Below are 19,485 nucleotides of genomic sequence, written 5' to 3' on the forward strand. Positions count from 1 at the left end.
GTTGCGCGCCATCCGCCTCCCATGTCCGATCACCTGACTCCCAATACCCCCTCGCCCGCAACGGAACCGGCAGCGGCCGCACCGGCCGTCGACGACAACAAGCTCATCGCCGAGCGCCGCGAAAAGCTCAAGCTGCTGCGCGCCGCACAGGCTGAGGGCAAGGGCGTTGCGTTCCCCAATGACTTCAAGCCGGCACATCGCGCCGCAGCACTAATCGAAACGCACGGTTCCATTGAACCTGAAGCGCTCGATGCGCAAGCCATCGCCGTAAGTGTTGCAGGCCGCATGATGCTCAAGCGCGTGATGGGCAAGGCCAGCTTCGCGACCTTGCAGGACACCACCAGCCGCATCCAGCTTTACGTCACGCGCGATGCGGTTGGCGAAGAGGCGTATGCCGAGTTCAAGCGCTGGGATTTGGGCGACATCCTTGGCGCCGAAGGCACGCTGATGAAGACCAAGACTGGAGAACTGTCTATCAAGGTCACGAAGCTGCGCCTTCTAACGAAGAGCCTGCGCCCCCTGCCGGGCGACTTCTATGGCATGGCCGACCAGGAGCAGAAGTACCGCCAGCGCTACGTCGACCTGATCACCGACGAATCCGCCCGCAAGCGTTTCACCGCGCGCAGCAAGGCGGTGAGCGCCCTGCGCGAGTTCATGGTGTCCAACGACTTCCTCGAGGTCGAGACGCCCATGCTCCACCCGATCCCGGGCGGTGCCAACGCCAAGCCGTTCAAGACGCACCACAACGCGCTCGACCAGGAGATGTTCCTGCGCATCGCGCCCGAGCTGTACCTCAAGCGCCTGATCGTCGGCGGCTTCGAGCGCGTGTTCGAGATCAACCGGAGCTACCGCAACGAGGGCATCTCGGTGCGGCACAACCCCGAGTTCACGATGATGGAGTTCTACGCGGCCTACTGGAACTACCGCGACCTGATGGACTTCACCGAGACGCTGATCCGCACCATCGCCGACAAGGCCGTGGGCACGCAGCAGCTCACCTACCAGGGCAAGCCGGTCGACCTGACACAGCCCTTCCAGCGCCTGACGATCCGCGAGGCGATCCTCAAGTACACCGAGGCCGAAGGCGTGGCGCAGGGCGTCGACGACAGCGCCTGGCTCATCGCCGCGCTGCGCAAGCTCGGCATGAACGAGGAGAAGGACAAGCTCTCGCAGCGCAGCCTCGCCAGCCTGCAGGTGCTGTTCTTCGAGGAAACCGTCGAAGAGAAGCTCTGGCAGCCGACCTTCATCATGGAGCACCCGACCGAGATCTCGCCGCTGGCGCGCGCCAACGACGAGCGCCCCGAGGTCACGGAACGCTTCGAGCTGTACATCACCGGCCGCGAGTTCGGCAACGGCTTCAGCGAGCTGAACGACGCCGAGGACCAGGCCGCGCGCTTCAATGCGCAGGTGGCCGCCAAGGACAGCGGCGACGACGAGGCCATGTACTACGACCACGACTTCGTGCGCGCCCTCGAATACGGCATGCCGCCCACCGGCGGCTGCGGCATCGGCATCGACCGGCTCATGATGCTGCTGACCGATTCGCCGAGCATCCGCGACGTGATCCTGTTCCCGGCGCTTCGCAGGGAATCCTGATCGTGAAGGCACCGTCGTCGTTGCCGACGATCGGCATCGACTTCGGCACCTCCAACTCCGCTGTCGCCTGCCGGGTCGGCACGCAAGCACGCCTGCTGCCCATCGAGGGCGCGGCCACCACACTGCCCACCGCGATCTTCTTCAACGCCGAAGACCGCACCACCCACTTCGGCCGCGACGCCATCGGCCAGTACCTCTCGGGCACCGAGGGGCGGCTGATGCGCTCGCTCAAGAGCCTGCTCGGCAGCGCGCTGATGCAGGAGAAGACGGCGATCTACGACGGCCTCGTGAGCTTCGAGGACATCATCGCCCGCTTCCTGCGCGAGCTGGCGGTGCGCGCCGGCCGCGAGCTCGGCCAGATGCCCGAGCGCGTGGTGATCGGACGCCCGGTGCATTTCGTGGACGACGACCCCAAGCGCGACGAGCGCGCCGAGGAAAGCCTGCGTATCGCGGCGCGCGCGGCCGGCTTCAGGGAAATCTCGTTCCAGCTCGAACCCATCGCGGCCGCCTTCGACTACGAACAGCGGATCAGCAAGGAATCCGTCGTGCTCATCGTCGACATCGGCGGCGGCACCTCCGACTTCACCGTCGTGCGCGTGGGGCCCGAGCGCGCCGCGCTCGAAGACCGCAGCGACGACGTGCTGGCCACCAGCGGCGTGCACATCGGCGGTACCGACTTCGACCAGCGGCTGAACCTCGAGCGCGTGATGCCGCAGTTCGGATTCCGCCATCACGGGCCGCAGGGGCGCGAGGTGCCTAGCAAGGTGTTCTTCGAGCTGTCGTCCTGGCACCTGATCAACTGGCTCTACGCCGCCAAGGCGCTTCGCCAGGCAAAGGATCTGCGCACCAGCTACGCCGACACGCGCCTGCACGACCGGCTGATGACCGTGCTCGAGGAACGGCACGGCCACCGCATCGCGAGCGCCGTGGAAGCGGCCAAGATCGAGGTGTCGCTGAGCGATGCCGCGACCGCCATCGACCTGGATTGCGCCGAGCGTGGTCTCGCCGCCTCGCTCACGCCCGACGACATGGCGCAGCAGCTGGCCGCGCCGCTGGAAAGCGTGATCGCCTGCGCGCACGCCTGCGTCAAGCGCGCGGGCCTGCGCAGCAACGACCTCGACGCGATCTACCTCACCGGCGGTTCGTCGGCGCTGCGGCCCTTCCAGAACGCCCTGCGTAGGAGCTTCGCGGGCGTGAACCTGGTCGAGGGCGACCTCTTCGGCGGCGTCGCCACCGGCCTGGCCTGCGCAACCAGCACGCAGCGCCGGACGGCCTGAACCCGGTCATTCAAGGTCATTGCATGAAGTACCTGGCGGGCTACCCGGCACCCCTGCTGGAGCAGGTCCGCCAGCTGATGGCCCAGGAGAAGTTGGGCGCCCTCCTCGGCCAGCGCTATCCGGAGGGTGTGCACGACATCCAGACCGACCGCGCGCTCTACGCCTACGTGAACGAGCTCAAGGGCGAGTTCATGCGCAAGGCCGAGCCGCTGTCGAAGGTGATGTTCGACAACAAGCTGCACGTGATCCGCAACGCGCTGGGCACCCACACCACCGTGTCGCGCGTGCAGGGCGGCAAGCTCAAGGCCAAGCGCGAAATCCGGGTGGCGAGCCTGTTCAAGGAAGTGCCGCTGGCGCTACTTCGGATGATTGTTGTGCACGAGTTGGCACATATGAAGGAACGTGAGCACGACAAGGCCTTCTATGCGCTGTGCAGGCACATGGAGCCGGACTATCATCGCCTCGAGTTCGATCTCCGGCTGTATCTGGAGCACCTGGGCATGGGGGGACAGCGCTTGTGGGCGAATGCAGCGGCTGGCTCCGCACCTGGCGAGTGATGGCTTCGCGCAGCGGGTGATCCTGTACTCCCCCGGCTTCCGCCGAAGCGCCAATCCAACGCAGCCAGGTTCATGTCACATCCCCAACAACGATTCTTCGTCGCCGGCGTGAAGCAGTTCCTGCCGTCCTACTTCACCGGGCGGTCGGTCATCGAGATCGGCAGCCTCAATCTGAACGGCTCGGTCCGCGAGTTCTTCCAGGAGTGCAGCTACCTCGGCCTCGACGTCGGGGAAGGTCAGGACGTCGACCTCGTCTGCCATGGTGAAGACTACGGCGGTGCCGCGAACGGCACGGACGTCGTCATTTCGTGCGAGGCAATGGAGCACAACCCCCAGTGGAAGAAGACCTGGCTCAACATGCTGCGTCTGGTGAAGGACGACGGCCTGGTCGTCATGACTTGCGCGACTCCTGGCCGGCGCCAGCATGGCACGGTGGAGTTCAACCCCTTCGACTCGCCGCTGACCATCGGCCAGAGCCAGAACCACTATCGCAATCTCGCGGCCTCCGATTTCACCGACCTGCTGCAGCACGACGCATGGTTCTCGGTCTGGGGGTTCTTCGAGGACCGCAGCAGCCACGACCTGTACTTCTTCGGCGTGGGCAAGGAAGCCGCTGAAGAAACGCGTGCACAGGCACTGCAGCTGCATTCGGCGCTGAAAGACCACTACCACAAGGTCAACGTGCTGGGCCACTACTGAATCGACCAGGCATCGCCCCTGCCACCGCCATGACGACACTGCCCCGGCTCAACTTCACCTCGCTCTCGTCGCACGAGACCTGCGGCGACATCGTCGAAGCCTTCAGGCTGGCAGCGGAACGTCTCGGCTACCCCACGCGCTTCACCCACTGCTACATCGAGCCGGGTGAGATCAACATCCTGTTCTTCTTCTGGGATGTGCCGTGGGAACACATCGAGCAGCACCATCCCGACTGCATCGTCGTCAACTTCGAACCGATGGTGCACGGCACGCACGCGTGGAACGACCGCTACCTCGAGGTGCTCAAGCGCTGCTATCTCTGGGAGTACAGCAAGACGAACTTCCAGCGGCACCGCCAGCTCGGCTACCGGAACGCGGACTATGTCGCGCTCGGCTGGGAGCGCGACGCCGCGGAGATCCTGCCGCTGGAAGACATCCTCCCCGACGAGCAGCAGGACATCGACGTCGTCTTCTTCGGCTCGCTGACGCGCCGGCGCATCGACATCCTCGAGGGGCTGATGGCGCGCGGCCTGCGGGTCGAGGTGAACCGGGGTCGCGCCTGGACGCTGGAAGAGCGCAACGGCTTCATGCGCCGCGCGAAGATCGTGCTCAACCTCCACAACTGGGAGGAGTCGCGCATCGTCGAGGTGCCGCGGCTGTCGATCCTGCTGCGGCACCGCAAGGCGGTGGTCTGCGAGCTGTACCCCGACAGCGAGATCGAGGCGTCGATCCGCAAGGCGGTGGTCGGCGCTCCCTACGAGAAGCTCATCGAGACGATCGAGCAGCTTCTTGCCGATGCGCCCCGCCGCGCAAGGCTCGAACGCGAAGGCCTGGCGATCTTCACCAGCGCATTCGCAGCCCCGCTGGTCGGACCGGCCATCGAGCGGTTCCTGAGCTGGCGCGCCCAGCAGCCCGACCGCTTCGTCGTGCCTGCAACGCCGCCGCGCATCACTCTCTGCCTGACGGCCGGCGATTCGCTCGAAGACCTGGAGCAGAGCCTTCGCGCATGGGTGGCACAGACTGCGGTGGAGCTTCACCTGGTGCTGGTCACCCAGGCAGGCATCGCCGGCCTCGAAGCCATGCTGGCGCGAACTGGCATCGCGAGTTCGCATCTGCTTTCCCTGCCCCTCGCGTTCGATCGCGCCACCGCACGCAACCTTGCATTGGCGCACGCCCAGGGCGAGTACATCGTCTTCGCCGATGTCGGCGACGTCCCTGCGCCGCAGCGCCTGCAGCGCCAGGCCGCACTGCTCCAGGCCTGTGCCGACGTCGACATCGTCGGCTGCTGGTGCGAGACGCACGAGGGCCCGTTCGAGTTCTCCGAGCGGCATCAGGACATCCTGGTGGAGTTCTTCGGCCCGCGCCCGCTGATGCTGTCGGCCTGCATGGTTCGCCGCGCCTTCATGGAGCGCAGCGGCGTGCGCCACGACCCGGAATTCACGGCGCACGACGACTTCCACATGCTGTGCAAGAGCGCAGTTGCCGGCGCACGCTTCGCGGTGATCCCCGAGCTTCTCCACAAGCCGGCCACGCCGGCCGCGCCCGTGGATGCGGCCCGCGCGGCAGCGCTGGCCTCGCGGGCGCGCGCGCTGGTGCTGGGCTACCTGCTGCCCGGATCGAGCGTCGAGCATGTGCACGAGATCGCCAGGCTGTACGACCTGTACTGGCCGCCAGTGCTCGACTTCGCGCAGAAGCTGCTGCTGATCCTGGCGCGCGCAAGCTTCAGGCCGGCCGCTGCGCCGGAGCTGCAGCTGGTCGAGCACGAGACGCTGACGCGCGCGCTGCGGCACGAGGCCCTGCGGCTGCTCCAGATCTTCTTCAATGCGGGTCTGGCGGACAAGGAATGGCTGGAACGCCAGTTCGAGGTGCCCGAGATCGCGCAGTTCCTCGCGCCCGCGTCCAGCCAGCTGCCGGTGCGGGTCTTCAGGCTGGAGCCTGCAGTACCAGCCGCTGCCGAGCCGCAGCCCGCAAACGGCTAGCCGGCCCGATCAGCGCAGGCGCTGAGAAAGCGCGTCCATCGAGGCCATGTAGGCGGAACGATAAGGCTCGTCGAGATTGATGAAGTGCACCAGCAGGGTTTCGTCCGAAGCCAGGTGCGGCGGCGTGTTGATGCTGAGGTTGTCGACGATGCTGCGCTCGTTCACCAGACCCGCCCCCGCCAGCACTTCGTTCGTGTAGTACTGGTCGCCCTGGCTGCTGTAGACCGCCGACTTGTCGTCGACCTCGCCGATGCGCTGCCAGATGCGCGCGAGCAGCCCGGCGTTGCCGGGCGTGTTCAGGAACCCCATCACGCCCGAGTTGAACGACCAGCCGCCCACGTCCTTCGCGAGCAGCAGCTCGCGCCCTTCGAGCAGGGCGTCGATCCGGCGGCCCTGGTTGAGGAAGAGCACGTCGGCGTCGATCCATATCACCCACCTGTGATGCGCGATGTGCTGCTGCAGCAGCCAGCTGCGCACCCAGGACCCAGCGATGCCGGTATCGACCGCTTGCGGTATCGCGCGGTACACGTGGTAGGCGTAGCCGTGCCTGTCGCAGTAGCGCTTCACGTTGTGCTCGGACACCCGCGCGTAGCTGCCGACGTGGTGCGTGTAGAGCGTGACGAAGGCGATGTCGGCATCGGCGTTGTAGCTCGACACCGGCTCCTCCGACAGCGCCGGATAGGCTGCGGGCTGCAGCACGGGCTGGCCATGGAAGAGTGCGTTGTTGACCTGCGCCGCCAGCATGTCCTGCAGGTTCTGGTCGTGCAGCAGCGCCTCGCGCCACACGCCTTCGGGCGCCGCGATCGACAGCGGCCCGAGGTGGACCACGAAGATTCGCGCCAGGAACCATTGCGGAATGCGCCACGACACGTTGACGTAGATGTCGCCGACCATCGCATTGCAGCCCAGCAGGCCTGCCGGCCGCAGCCGCGCAGCCTCGTCGACGCTGCGGTCCACCAGCGCGACGACGTTGCCTGCATCGTCCATCAGCCCGAGCAGCATCGCGCGGTTGGCTGGCGTGTTGCGCAGCACCATCATGTTGGTCATGGCCGGACCGGGCCGGTCGCCGATGGGAGGCGCCTCGACGACCAGCGCATCCCGCCCCTGCATCAGCGTTTCGATGGCAATCGGGTGGAACACCATCGAGTCGCCGTCGAGGAACAGCAGCCAGTCGTTCTCGGGCAGCGCGCGCAGGTGGCGCAGGATCTGGCCGTACCTGGCGCTGTCGCGCAATGCCGGGTGGCGGATGCGATCAGCCTCGACCCACTGGTGCGGATAGCCGAACAACCGGCAATAGTGCGCATGGTTGCGCAACACGGCCTCGTCCTTGCGCGGGAAGAAACTGAGGCACAGCGGCATGGGCCTACTCCGTCAGGCCATCGCGCGAGAGGATGCGCCTGGCGCTGCGGTACTGCGCCGAGCCCGCGAGCGCCGTCCACGATGGAGCCGACGTGTCGGGAAGCAAGGAGCGCCGGCGCGCTTCGCTGTCCGGATTGCCCGACCAGCGGCCTGCATCCCGGGCTGCAGCGAAGCCCTCCAGCAAGCCGTCGAGCGGCACGCCGTCGCCGATGCTCTGGTTGCACAGCAGCGCCATGTCGCACCCGGCCTCCAGTGCAGCCAGTGCGGCGTCGGCAAAGCTGAGCAGCTCGCCGTCGATGTAGCGGCCGGCCTCCATGCTCAGGTCGTCGCTGAAGACCGCACCCTCGAAGCCGATCCGCTGCCGCAGGGTCTCCTTCAGCCACTTCGCCGAAAACCCTGCCGGCCGCCTGTCGACTTTCGGATAGATCACATGCGCCGGCATCACGGCCGCGAGCGAGCCCGACAGCCAGTCGTAGGGCTTCGCATCGTCTGCCAGGATGGCCTTGAGGCTGCGCTTGTCCACCGGGATCTCGACGTGCGAGTCGGCGTGCACGAAGCCATGCCCCGGAAAGTGCTTGCCGCAGTTGCGCATGCCCATCTGCAGCATGCCGTGCATCACGCTCTTGGCCAGCAGCGCGACCACGCGCGGATCGCGGTGGAAGCTGCGGTTGCCGATGACGCTGCTGCCGCCATAGTCGAGGTCGAGCACCGGTGCGAAGCTGAAGTCGACGCCGCAGGCGCGCAGTTCGCCCGCCAGCACCTGCCCGAGGGCCGTGGCTGCCTGGGTGGCGCGCAGGGCGTCGCGCATCCAGAGTTCGCCGAGCGCGCGCATCGACGGCAGGTGGGTGAAGCCATCGGTGCGGAAGCGCTGCACGCGACCGCCCTCGTGGTCGACGCAGATCAGCAGGTCGGGCCGGATCGACTTGATCTCGGCATTGAGCGCGGTCATCTGCGCGCGGTCCTGCCAGTTGCGGGCGAAATGGATCACGCCGCCGACGAGCGGGTCGGCGAGGCGACGACGGTCGGCGTCGGTGAGTGCCGTGCCGGCAACGTCGATGATCAGCGGCGCGTGGGGGCGGTCAGCGAGCCCGGCGGTCATGTCTATATCTTCTCCACCACCACGAAGCTCGCGGCGTATTCGGTTTCGTCGGTCACGGTCACGTGGGCCGTGAGGCCCTGTGCCTCGAACCACTCCTTCAGCGCGCCGTGCAGCACGATGACCGGCTTGCCGCTGCGCAGGTTGGCGATCTCGCACAAGCGCCAGCTCATGGGCATGCGCATGCCCAGCCCGATGGCCTTGCCGAAGGCCTCCTTGGCAGAAAAGCGGGTGGCGAGGTAGCTCAGGCCGCGCTTGGGCCAGCGTGCGCTGCGGGCCTGCCAGACCTTGAATTCGGCGTCGCTCAGCACCTTGCGGGCGAAGCGCTCGCCCTGGCGCTCGTAGGTCGCGGCGATGCGGCGCAGGTCGCAGATGTCGGTGCCAATGCCGTAGATCATGCGGCGCCGGCACTCATTGTTGTTGCTGCTGCTGTTGCTGCCGGGCCTCGCGAATGCAGCGCAGGTAGTCGCGCGTGGCGGCCGTGTAGCCGAGCTCGAGCGCGTCGGCGACGAAGGCGTGGCCGATGGAAACCTCCTGCACGCCGGGCACGGCGCGCAGGAAGGCCGTGAGGTTGTCCCGGCTCAGGTCATGCCCGGCATTGACGCCGAGGCCCGCCGCCAGGGCGGCGCGCGCCGACTCGGCATAGCGCGTGAGCACGGCCTGTTCGTTCGGCGTGCCGCGCGAGGCGGCGTAGCCTTCGGTGTAGAGCTCGACACGGTCGGCGCCCACGGCCTTGGCCGCGGCCATCATCTCGGGAATCGGGTCCATGAACAGGCTGACGCGCACGCCGAGCGCCTTGGCTTCGGCAATCAGCGGACGCAGGCGCTCGGCGTCTTCGGGGAAGGTCCAGCCGTGGTCGCTGGTCGACTGGGTTTCGCTGTCGGGCACGAAGGTGGCCTGGTGCGGCTTGAGGGTGCGCACGAAGTCCATCAGGTTGTGGAAAGGATTGCCCTCGATGTTGAACTCGATGCCCGGCCAGTCCTTTGCGAGCAGCGCGGAAAGATCGCTCACGTCGTGCGCCCGGATGTGGCGGGCGTCGGGCCGCGGATGCACCGTGATGCCGTGCGCGCCGGCGGCCAGGCAGGCCTGCGCGGCCTTCACCACGCTCGGAATGCCCAGGTGGCGCGTGTTGCGCACCAGGGCGACCTTGTTGAGGTTGACGGACAGCGAGGTGGCGGCGCTGGCGCCGGCTTGGCCCGGAGTGCTCATAGTGCTTGCAGGTCTCTCATCATTTGCCGCGTACGCAGCGTGGACACGCCGCAATGGTAGTTGAGCAGCGCGCGCAACTGGTTGCGCAGGGCACTGTTGCTGCCGGCGTTCATGGTGGCAATTTCACGCAAGGTGGCGGTAAATGGCGCACGGTCGTCCAGCACGGCCTGCAGGGCCTGCCAGTCGGCACCGGCCAGCGCGGCCTCGTCGTCGCCGGCCTCGCGCAGCCCGGCCTCGGGAACGAGGCTGTAGCGCAGCCCGCCGGCGAGCGGCTCCAGCGTCAGGGTCTGGACGTCGAGCGACGGCAGCAGGCCGACCTCGCGCAGCAGCAGCAGCTCGAAAGCACGCAGCGCCGCCGCCTGGGCCGCGGCCTGCGCGCCGCCGTGTTCGCTCGCCAGCACCTGAACGACGCCGGCGTACGCATCGAACAGCGCCTCGTGGGCGTCGTCGCGCGCCAGCAGGCGCAGCAGCAGCTCGTTGACGTAGTAGCCCGACAGCAGCGCCTCGCCGGTCGGCATCACGTGCCCGCCCATCCATTCGGCGCCCTTGAGCGTGCGGATCTCGGCGTCTCCCCCGTAGTTGAGCTGCAGCGGCTGCAGCGGCAGCAGCACCGGACGGAAGTTGGAGCTCGGCCGCTTCGCCCCCTTGGCCACGAGCGCGATGCGCCCGTGGTGGCGGGTGAACACTTCGAGGATCAGGCTCGACTCGCTCCAGTCGTAGCGATGGAGGACGTAAGCCGGCTCGTGCGAAACGCGATGGGTGGCCATGTCAGTGAGCAATCGAGCATCGAGGCTTGATGAGGCCGGCAAATGCCGCGGAACCGGCTTTGCCGGGCCGCTGGCGTCGCCCCCTGCAAGGGGGCCGGCGGCCATGCGAAGCGAGCAAGCCCGGGGATCTGCCTGTTATTCGTAGCCGAACGAGCGGACGCGGGCCTCGTCGTCGGCCCAGCCCGAGCGCACCTTGACCCACAGCTCGAGGAACACCTTGGCGTCGGCCAGCTTCTCGAGCTCGACGCGGGTCTCCATGCCGATGCGCTTGATGCGCTCGCCCTTGTCGCCGATCACCATGGCCTTGTGGCCGTCGCGCTCGACCACGATGGTGGCGGCGATGCGCAGCAGGCGCTTCTGGCCCTTCTTCTGGGGCGGCTCCTCGTCGAACTTGTCGATGACGACGGTGGAGGTGTAGGGCAGCTCGTCGCCTGTCAGGCGGAACAGCTTCTCGCGCACCAGCTCGCCGGCGAGGAACTTCTCGCTGCGGTCGGTCAGCTCGTCCTCATCGTAGAACCAGGGCTGCTCGGGCAGGTATTTCTCGCAGATGCCGAACAGGCGCTCGACGTCCTTCGGGTTCTTGGCGGACATCGGCACGAATTCGGCGAACTCGTGCTTCTCCTGCATGCTCTTGAGCCAGGGAGCGATGTCGCCCCGGCGGTGCACGTTGTCGAGCTTGTTGGCCACCAGCACCGTCGGAATGCCCTTGCCGAGCAGCTTCAGCACGCGCTCGTCGGCCTGCGTGAAGCTGCCGGCCTCGACCACGAACAGGATCAGGTCCACGTCGCCGACCGCGCCCTGCACGGTCTTGTTGAGCGACTTGTTCAGCGCATTCGCGTGCAGGGTCTGGAAGCCCGGCGTGTCGACGAACACGAACTGCGTGGCGCCCAGCGTGCGCATGCCGGTGATGCGGTGGCGCGTGGTCTGCGCCTTGCGCGAGGTGATGCTGATCTTCTGGCCGACGAGGGCGTTGAGCAGCGTCGACTTGCCCACGTTGGGCTTGCCGACGATGGCGATCAGGCCGCAGTGCTGCGGGCCTTGGGGACCAGCGGCACCCTCGCCGCCTTCGGCGTCTTCGGGTTCCGCTGCGGGATTGATTGCGTCGTTCATTCTGGATTTCACGCGCCGCCGCGTGCCTTGAGCCGGATCAACATGGCCGCCGCGGCAGCCTGCTCGCCGGCGCGGCGCGAGCCGCCGATGCCGCGTTCGCGAAGGCCCAGTTCGGGCACCTCGCACTCGACATCGAAAGTCTGCTTGTGCGCTGCGCCCAGTGTGGCGGCCACGCGGTACACCGGCAGCTTCATTTTGTGACCCTGCAGCCATTCCTGCAATTCGGTCTTCGGGTCCTTGGCCGCCGCCTCCATGCGCGGATTGATCTCGACCGACTCGTAGAGCCGGTGCACCAGCGCCTGGGCGGCGGCGAAGCCGGCGTCGAGGTAGACCGCGCCGATCAGCGCCTCCAGCGCGTCGGCCAGGATCGACGGCCGGTTCGGCCCGCCCGAACGGGCCTCGCCCTCGCCGAGCCGCAGCAGCGGCGACAGCGCCAGGCCCACCGCCAGGCGGTGCAGGGTGTCCTGCTTGACGAGATTGGCCCGCACACGCGACAGGTCGCCCTCGGGCAGCGCCGACAGGCGCTGGTAGAGCAGGTGCGAGACCGCCAGGTTCAGCACCGAGTCGCCCAGGAATTCGAGGCGCTCGTTGTGGTCGGCCGAAAAGCTGCGGTGCGTGAGCGCGAGCTGCAGCAGCCGCGGATCGGAGAAGGTGTGCTGCAGGCGCGCCTGCAACGCGGCCAGGCTGCCATCCACCTTTTTGGGTGCCGTGTTCAGCGGGTTTCGCCCTTGTACTTGAGCGTGAGGTAGGCCGGGCCGAAGAGCGGGATCTCGCGCTCGTACGAGTACGAAACCACCACCTTGTCGCCGACCTTCTTGATGTCGAGGTCCTTGCCGCTGACCGACTTGAAGTCGTCGATGGCCTGGGCGCGATCGAAGATGGCGCGCACCTCGGGCACCGTCGTGCCTTCCTTGGCCTTGTTGGCGGCCTTGTCGATGGCCTGCCACTCGATCAGCGTCGGGATGACCTGGGCGATCACCACGCCCAGGCAGCCGAGCACGGCCGCGACGAACACCAAGCCGATGAACGAAATGCCGCGCTGCCGCGCGGCGCTGCTGCGAACGGACCGATGTGCTCTCATGCCCTCATACCCCTCGAACGGTGCTTGCAGTTGATTGGAATGCTTTTTTATTGAAACGGACCGATGCGTCCCAGGTCACCGAAGTTCATCCAGACGAAGAAGGCCCTGCCCACGATGTTCTTGTCCGGCACGAAGCCCCAGAAACGCGAATCGGCCGAATTATCGCGGTTGTCGCCCATCATGAAATAGTTGCCTGGGGGCACCTTGCAGACCACGCCTTCGACCGAATAGCGGCAGTTCTCGCGGAACGGGAAGTCGCTGGCGCCGGGCACGAACGCCGGGGAGGCATCGTCGTTGAGGATCTTGTGCTGCTTGCCGCCCAGGTTCTCGTCGAACTGCTTGAGCAGGCGCATCGATTCGCCGTCCAGGTAGTCGGCGGCGGCCACCTTGGAGACCGGCTGGCCGTTGATCGTGAGCTTCTTGTTCAGGTAGGCCACTTCGTCGCCGGGAATGCCGACCACGCGCTTGATGTAGTCCATGCTCGGCTTGGGCGGGTAGCGGAACACCACCACGTCGCCGCGCGCCAGCGGCGTGCCTTCGGTGATCTTGGTGTTGATGACCGGCAGGCGCAGGCCGTAGGTGAACTTGTTGACCAGGATCAGGTCGCCGGTCAGCAGCGTGGGCATCATCGAGCCCGACGGGATCTTGAAAGGCTCGTAGAGGAACGAGCGCAGCAGGAACACCACCAGGATCACCGGGAACAGGCCGGCGGTCCAGTCGAGCCACCAGGGCTGCATCAGCAGCCGCTCGCTCGCCTTGGCATCCACCGTGTCGACCTGATTGATGCCCTGCCCCGCCAGACGCGCGTTGCGCTCGGCCAGCGAGGCCTCGAGCCTGGCAGCAGCCTGCTCGCGCCGCGGCAGGAAGTAGAAGCGCTCGGCCAGCCAGTAGAGGCCGGTGACCACCGTCGCCAGGAACAGCAGCAAGGCGAAATTGCCCTCGATCACGTTGAAGTACCAGGCGCCAACATAGCCGGCGAAGGCCGCGAGGACCAGGGAGGTGATGAATGCCATTTTTCGATCAGTCTTCGACTTGCAGGATCGCGAGGAAGGCCTCTTGCGGGACCTCGACGGAGCCGATCTGCTTCATTCTTTTCTTGCCCGCCTTCTGCTTCTCGAGCAGCTTCTTCTTGCGGGTGATGTCGCCGCCGTAGCACTTCGCCAGGACGTTCTTGCGAAGGGCCTTGATTGTCTCACGCGCAATGATGTTGGCCCCGATCGCCGCCTGGATAGCGACGTCGTACATCTGGCGCGAGATGATCTCGCGCATCTTCGCGACCACCGCCCGGCCGCGGAACTGCGACTGGCTGCGGTGCACGATGATCGACAGCGCGTCGACCTTGTCGCCGTTGAGCAGGATGTCGACCTTCACCACGTCGGAAGCGCGGTACTCCTTGAACTCGTAGTCCATCGAGGCGTAGCCGCGGCTCACCGATTTGAGCTTGTCGAAGAAGTCGAGCACGATCTCGCCGAGCGGCATCTCGTAGGTCAGCATGACCTGGCGGCCGTGGTAGGCCATGTTGATCTGCACGCCGCGCTTCTGGTTGGCCAGTGTCATCACCGGGCCGACGTAGTCCTGCGGCATGTACAGGTGCACGGTGACGATCGGCTCGCGGATCTCGGCCATGCGGCCGATGTCGGGCATCTTGGACGGGTTCTCGACCATGATGACCTCGCCGTCGTTCTTGAGCACCTGGTAGACCACGCTCGGCGCGGTCGTGATCAGGTCCTGGTCGAACTCGCGCTCCAGGCGCTCCTGCACGATCTCCATGTGCAGCAGGCCCAGGAAGCCGCAGCGGAAGCCGAAGCCCAGCGCCTGGCTGACCTCGGGCTCGTAGTGCAGCGAGGCGTCGTTGAGCTTGAGCTTCTCGAGCGCATCGCGCAGCGAGTCGTACTCGCTGGCCTCGGTCGGGTAGAGCCCGGCGAACACCTGCGGCTGGATTTCCTTGAAGCCCGGCAGCGGCTCGGTGGCGGTGAAGGCCGCACCACCGGTGCCGCCCTTGATCAGCGTGACGGTGTCGCCGACCTTGGCTGCCTGCAGTTCCTTGATGCCCGCGATGATGTAGCCCACCTCGCCCGCCTCGAGCGCTTCGCGCGGCTCGTTGGCGGGCGTGAAGACGCCGAGGTTGTCGGCGTTGTAGCTCGCGCCTGTCGCCATCATCTTGATGCGGTCGCCCTTGGCGAGGCGGCCGTCGACCACGCGCACCAGCATCACGACGCCGACGTAGGCGTCGAACCAGCTGTCGATGATCATCGCGCGCAGTGCGCCCTCGGGATTGCCGCGCGGCGGCGGCACCTTGGCGACGATCGCTTCCAGGATCTCGTCGATGCCCATGCCGGTCTTGGCAGAGCACGGGATCGCGTCGCTCGCATCGATGCCGATCACGTCCTCGATCTCCGCCTTCGCGGTCTCGGGGTCGGCCTGCGGCAGGTCCATCTTGTTGAGCACCGGCACCACCTCGACGCCGAGGTCGAGCGCGGTATAGCAGTTGGCCACCGTCTGCGCCTCGACGCCCTGCGAAGCATCGACGACGAGCAGTGCGCCTTCGCACGCCGAGAGCGAGCGGCTCACTTCATACGAGAAGTCGACGTGGCCCGGCGTGTCGATCAGATTGAGGTTGTAGACCTTGCCGTCGAGCGCCTTGTAGTGCAGCGCAGCCGTCTGCGCCTTGATGGTTATCCCACGCTCCTTTTCGATGTCCATCGAGTCGAGGACCTGCGCTTCCATGTCGCGCTCGGCGAGGCCGCCGCAACGTTGGATCAAACGGTCTGCGAGCGTCGACTTGCCATGGTCGATGTGCGCAATGATCGAAAAATTTCTGATGTGATTCATCAACGGGAACGCTTAAGTACTTGAATTGGCTCGTACGCAGAGTGCTACAGGCAAGAAAAAAGGGCGCGTCTTCTGGAGACGCGCCCTGAACCAACAAGCAATGGCAACTGCAGTAGTTGGAGCTTCATTGTAGGCAAAAAGGGAAGCGCGTACATCCGGGAACGGGGTCCAAAAGGGTCGTTGCAGGTCCACAACATCAAAGATACGAACATGTTATCCACAGGATCGGTGAAGCAGTTACTGAACAACTTGTGGGCGATCTGTGGAGCACCGGTGGACTGCCATCTGACATCTCGCATGGTGGAGGTCAGTGCATTCCTTATGCGCCGACCAGCCGCCGAGAGCGTCCTATTCTACCGAAATCCGTCCTTAGCCCTTTTGAAAGTTAGTGGATACCAACTAAAAATGAAGTTTTCAGGCGCCAAGATTTTTTTGGAGGCCGGCGCCGGAACGTCGTAAACACCTCAAAAAAACGGCCCCAAACCCGACTGGCGGGTGGGGCCACTTGACGCGAGACCCGGATCAGCGTGCCTGACGGATCAGCGCGTACTGCGCCCAGTCGCCGCGGCGGAACAGCACGCTCAGCGGCTTGCTCTTGTCGGACTTGCCAAGCGCCGACTCGAATTCGCGTGCATTCGACACCTCGACATTGCCGACCGCCATGATGATGTCGCCCTCGCGCAGACCTGCGCGAGCCGCGGCGTCGTTGGCGGCATCGACCCTCACGCCGCCCTTGAGCTTCAGCTCCTTCTTCTGCGCATCGGTGAGATCGCTCACGGCCAGGCCCAACGACTTGGCGGCGGCCGACGCCGGCGGCTTCTGCGCAGGCTCCTCGCGGTCGCTCGCGCGCTTGCTGGGCTTGTCGGGCTCGATCTCGGCGATGGTCACGCTGAGATCGCGCGAGGCACCGCGGCGGAACACGGTGAGCGTGCTCTTCGTGCCCGGCTTGGTGTTGCCCACCAGGCGAGGCAGGTCGCTCGGCTTCTCGATCGCCTTGCCGTCGAACTTGGTGATGACGTCGCCCGGCTCCACGCCGGCCTTCTCGCCGGGCGAACCCGCCTCGACGCCGCGCACCAGCGCACCCTGCGGCTTGCCCAGGCCGATGGCTTCGGCCACGTCCTTGGTGACCTGGTCGATCTGCACGCCGATGCGGCCACGCGAAACGCGGCCCGTGGTGCGCAGCTGGTCGCTCACGCGGATCGCCTCGTCGATCGGGATCGAGAACGAGATGCCCATGAAGCCGCCCGAGCGCGAGTAGATCTGGCTGTTGATGCCCACCACCTCTCCGCGCATGTTGATCAGCGGGCCGCCCGAGTTGCCGGGGTTGATGGCCACGTCGGTCTGGATGAACGGCAGGTACTCGCCCGTATCGCGCTGCTTGGCACTCACGATGCCTGCGGTGACGGTGTTCTCGAGTCCGAAGGGCGAGCCGATGGCCATCACCCACTCGCCCACGCGCAGCTTGGAGATGTCGCCGACCTTCACCGCCGGCAGGCCGGTCGCCTCGATCTTCACGACGGCGACGTCGGTGCGCTTGTCGGCCCCGACGATCTTGGCCTTGAACTCCCGCTTGTCGGGCAGCGTGACCAGCACCTCGGAGGCGTCCTCGACGACGTGCGCGTTGGTCATCACGTAGCCGTCGGGGGTCAGGATGAAGCCGGAGCCCACACCACGCGGGCGCTCTTCCTCCTGCGGCTGCGGACGGTTCTGACGCGGCCCCTGGCGCGGCACGCCGGGCAGCGGCTGGCCGAAGAAGCGGCGGAAGAACTCCTGCATTTCCTCGTCCATCTCGCCGTTGCCGCCACGCTGCACCACCTTCTCCACCGTGCGGATGTTGACGACGGACGGACCGACCTGGTCGACCAGGTCGGTGAAATCGGGCAGCGTGCGCGTCTGCGCGTGAACCGGCTCGACGGGAAGGAAGGTGGCGCTGGCAGTCAACGCGAGCGCGCAAGCCATCAGGCCGGAACGAAACTTGTGTCCCTCGACTTTGAAGATCATCGGCTTTCTTTCAAAAGAACAGAGCGGCGAAAAAAGTCTATGAGTCTGCGTCGCAAGCTTGGTTCAGCGCAATTGGCCGCAATTGGCGCTTCCAAGGCCGGTCCTCAGCGCGTGCGCGCGAGGCTTTGCGCGAATGCGTTGAGCGTCTGCTGAGGCACCTCGCCGACCGCGGTCAGCCACCAGTCGCTCGCAGGCTCGGGCAGGCGGCGGCGGATCGCATTGGTCGCACCGATGGTCAGCACGCCATCGCGCGGCGAGCGCGCCGGATCGTAGCGTTCGATGAAGAGCGACACGGAGGCCAGGCCGTCAGAGAAGATCCACTGGACAGTGGCCGCGTCCTGCTGCTTCGCCTTGCCGCTGCCGTCGTCTCCCGCGACCGGACGGCGGAAGAAGCTTCGGGGCTTGAAGCCGGCCACGGGCGTGCGAAGGGTCCAGCCTTCGTCCTGCGCATTGCTGCGCTCGAGCTCGAGCTTCTCGACGCGGTAGCCGGCGGTGTTGGACATCATTTGCGCAAGCGCCTGGGCCTTCACCGGCGCGTCGAGCTGAAGCTCCGAGAAGGCCGACTGCTCCACCACGCGCGATTCGCTGTCGACGGTCTGCAGCTTAACGACGAGCCCCGAGCGGCGCTCGCTCCAGATGCGATAGCCGAAGCGCAGCCCGTCGTGCGGCACGAGCTGAACCACGTCGGCATCGAAGCCTGCAACGCGGTCCTTGCCGATCGCGCGCACGTCGTAGAACTCGCCGATCGAGGAATCGGGCTTGTCCGGCAGGTTCGGGAAGAGATCGAGGTTCTCGCGCTTCTCGACCTTCACCACCTTCGCCTCCGGCAGGAAGGTCATCACGTTGCGATTGCGCCGGAAGGTCGAACGCGGTGGCCCCGTCAGCGCCTCGATGCGCTCGATCTGGTGTTCGCCGTCGCGCACGTGCCAGATGCGCGCGCTCGACAGATCGCCACCCGGCGCCGACACGACGAAGGTGCCCACGTAGTTGCGCTGGCGGGCGCCGGCATGCATGCGCTGCAGCCACTCGGTCACGCTCATCGCCGGTGGTTCGTCCGTCTGCGCCGTCGCCGCACTCTTCGCGTTAGCGGCACCCGAGCGGGTCTGCGCGGTGGCTGCCTGCGCCAGGCAGAAAGCGGCAAAGACAAGCACGAAGGCGCGCGCGGAGAACGGCATCGAAACGGTCATTAGGGGCAGCTAGCTACAGGTGCTCGCGCCGATCAGCGCGTGGGGCCCTCGAAAGTGGCATTGCGCAGGAAACCGGAAGGCATCTGCGAAGCGCCGCCGGCCTGCTGGTGCGCTTCGAGGAGCTGATCGAGGCGCGGATCGCGCAGCATGACCTGAGGGCTGCCGTTGCCGACGATCACGCGGGTCGGCGTCAGCGTGCTGCCGACGGCTTGAGGGCCATTGACTGCGGCCGCAGCCAGCACCGAGTTCACGGCCGGGGCGGGCTGCTGTTGTTGCTGCTGGACCGAGGCCAGCTGCGCGCCCGCACCACCTTGCTGCGGCACGGCAGAACCGTTGCCGACCAGCGTCCAGCTGATGGCGGCCACGGCCATCAGCGACGCGGCGCCGGCCACGAGCTTCCAGCGGAACACCGGCTCGTTGGCGGCTTCAGCCCTGCGCTGCACCGGCATCGCCACCGGCACGGCGACGGTTTCGGGCACGGGAGCCATCATCACCGGCTCCGCCGCCAGCCGCTGCTGGAAGCGCGCCAGGAAGGCGGAGGTGTCGCTGCACGGCGAATGCGAACCGGAGCGCAGCACGTCGCCCACCACGTGGTACGCCTGCCATGCCGCCCGCGACTCGCCTTCGGCACTGAGCGCCTCGATCGCCTGTGCGAAGGCCTCGCCCTGCAAATGACCATCCGCAAGCGCGGACACCTGTTCGCGAACCGTGATCGTCTGATTCATTTCATTCACC

General features: G+C 66.4%; 18 protein-coding genes. 5 read left to right on the forward strand and 13 right to left on the reverse strand.

The window, feature by feature from the left end:
* The first annotated feature begins 21 nt into the window (after window positions 1-21).
* The 5 genes from lysS (at window position 22) to G369_RS0111270 (ending at window position 6,108) form a co-directional block, all read left to right on the forward strand.
* Entirely contained in the window at window positions 22-1,596 is a 1,575-nt protein-coding gene (lysS, locus tag G369_RS0111250) for a lysine--tRNA ligase (RefSeq protein ID WP_020723040.1), read from the forward strand.
* Between the two features lie 2 nt (window positions 1,597-1,598).
* Complete coding sequence (locus tag G369_RS0111255) at window positions 1,599-2,873, forward strand: Hsp70 family protein (RefSeq protein WP_038114498.1); 1,275 nt, start codon at window positions 1,599-1,601, stop codon at window positions 2,871-2,873.
* Between the two features lie 23 nt (window positions 2,874-2,896).
* On the forward strand, window positions 2,897-3,430 hold the full coding sequence (locus G369_RS0111260) for a M48 metallopeptidase family protein (protein ID WP_019654102.1): 534 nt from the start codon (window positions 2,897-2,899) through the stop codon (window positions 3,428-3,430).
* 72 nt (window positions 3,431-3,502) lie between these two features.
* Window positions 3,503-4,129 (forward strand): class I SAM-dependent methyltransferase, encoded by a 627-nt coding sequence (locus G369_RS35720; protein WP_051127570.1) that lies wholly within the window; start codon window positions 3,503-3,505, stop codon window positions 4,127-4,129.
* Between the two features lie 29 nt (window positions 4,130-4,158).
* On the forward strand, window positions 4,159-6,108 hold the full coding sequence (locus G369_RS0111270) for a glycosyltransferase family A protein (RefSeq protein WP_019654104.1): 1,950 nt from the start codon (window positions 4,159-4,161) through the stop codon (window positions 6,106-6,108).
* A 9-nt stretch (window positions 6,109-6,117) separates the two neighbouring features.
* Here the strand turns inward: G369_RS0111270 and G369_RS0111275 are convergent, their stop codons facing one another.
* The 13 genes from G369_RS0111275 to G369_RS0111335 all read right to left on the reverse strand — a co-directional run bounded on the left by G369_RS0111275 (window position 6,118) and on the right by G369_RS0111335 (window position 19,475).
* Window positions 6,118-7,467, reverse strand: a complete 1,350-nt coding sequence (locus G369_RS0111275) for a galactosyl transferase GMA12/MNN10 family (RefSeq protein ID WP_019654105.1) — start codon at window positions 7,465-7,467, stop codon at window positions 6,118-6,120.
* Window positions 7,468-7,471: 4 nt separating this feature from the next.
* Window positions 7,472-8,566 carry a beta-N-acetylhexosaminidase gene (nagZ, locus tag G369_RS0111280; protein ID WP_019654106.1) on the reverse strand — a complete coding sequence of 365 codons (1,095 nt, stop codon included), beginning with the start codon at window positions 8,564-8,566 and terminating at the stop codon, window positions 7,472-7,474.
* Between the two features lie 2 nt (window positions 8,567-8,568).
* Entirely contained in the window at window positions 8,569-8,961 is a 393-nt protein-coding gene (acpS, locus tag G369_RS0111285) for a holo-ACP synthase (RefSeq protein WP_019654107.1), read from the reverse strand.
* Window positions 8,962-8,974: 13 nt separating this feature from the next.
* A complete protein-coding gene (locus G369_RS0111290; RefSeq protein WP_019654108.1) occupies window positions 8,975-9,772 on the reverse strand; it encodes a pyridoxine 5'-phosphate synthase in 798 nt (265 codons plus the stop codon).
* Complete coding sequence (recO, locus tag G369_RS0111295; protein ID WP_019654109.1) at window positions 9,769-10,539, reverse strand: DNA repair protein RecO; 771 nt, start codon at window positions 10,537-10,539, stop codon at window positions 9,769-9,771. The genes G369_RS0111290 and recO overlap by 4 nt, the downstream gene beginning before the upstream one ends.
* A gap of 135 nt (window positions 10,540-10,674) precedes the next feature.
* A complete protein-coding gene (gene era, locus G369_RS0111300) occupies window positions 10,675-11,649 on the reverse strand; it encodes a GTPase Era (protein ID WP_019654110.1) in 975 nt (324 codons plus the stop codon).
* Between the two features lie 8 nt (window positions 11,650-11,657).
* Entirely contained in the window at window positions 11,658-12,344 is a 687-nt protein-coding gene (gene rnc / locus G369_RS0111305; protein ID WP_019654111.1) for a ribonuclease III, read from the reverse strand.
* A 17-nt stretch (window positions 12,345-12,361) separates the two neighbouring features.
* Window positions 12,362-12,730 (reverse strand): DUF4845 domain-containing protein, encoded by a 369-nt coding sequence (locus G369_RS0111310; protein ID WP_019654112.1) that lies wholly within the window; start codon window positions 12,728-12,730, stop codon window positions 12,362-12,364.
* Window positions 12,731-12,777: 47 nt separating this feature from the next.
* On the reverse strand, window positions 12,778-13,743 hold the full coding sequence (gene lepB, locus G369_RS0111315) for a signal peptidase I (RefSeq protein ID WP_019654113.1): 966 nt from the start codon (window positions 13,741-13,743) through the stop codon (window positions 12,778-12,780).
* Window positions 13,744-13,750: 7 nt separating this feature from the next.
* The gene (lepA, locus tag G369_RS0111320) at window positions 13,751-15,562 is read right to left on the reverse strand and encodes a translation elongation factor 4 (protein ID WP_019654114.1); all 1,812 of its coding nucleotides are present in this window, start codon (window positions 15,560-15,562) and stop codon (window positions 13,751-13,753) included.
* Between the two features lie 522 nt (window positions 15,563-16,084).
* Entirely contained in the window at window positions 16,085-17,563 is a 1,479-nt protein-coding gene (locus G369_RS0111325; protein WP_019654115.1) for a DegQ family serine endoprotease, read from the reverse strand.
* A gap of 104 nt (window positions 17,564-17,667) precedes the next feature.
* Entirely contained in the window at window positions 17,668-18,750 is a 1,083-nt protein-coding gene (locus G369_RS0111330; protein ID WP_019654116.1) for a MucB/RseB C-terminal domain-containing protein, read from the reverse strand.
* Between the two features lie 32 nt (window positions 18,751-18,782).
* Window positions 18,783-19,475, reverse strand: a complete 693-nt coding sequence (locus G369_RS0111335; protein ID WP_019654117.1) for a sigma-E factor negative regulatory protein — start codon at window positions 19,473-19,475, stop codon at window positions 18,783-18,785.
* Between the last annotated feature and the right edge of the window lie 10 nt (window positions 19,476-19,485).

The sequence above is a fragment of the Variovorax atrisoli 110B genome (assembly GCF_000382045.1).
Taxonomy (GTDB): Bacteria; Pseudomonadota; Gammaproteobacteria; order Burkholderiales; family Burkholderiaceae_C; genus Variovorax; species Variovorax atrisoli.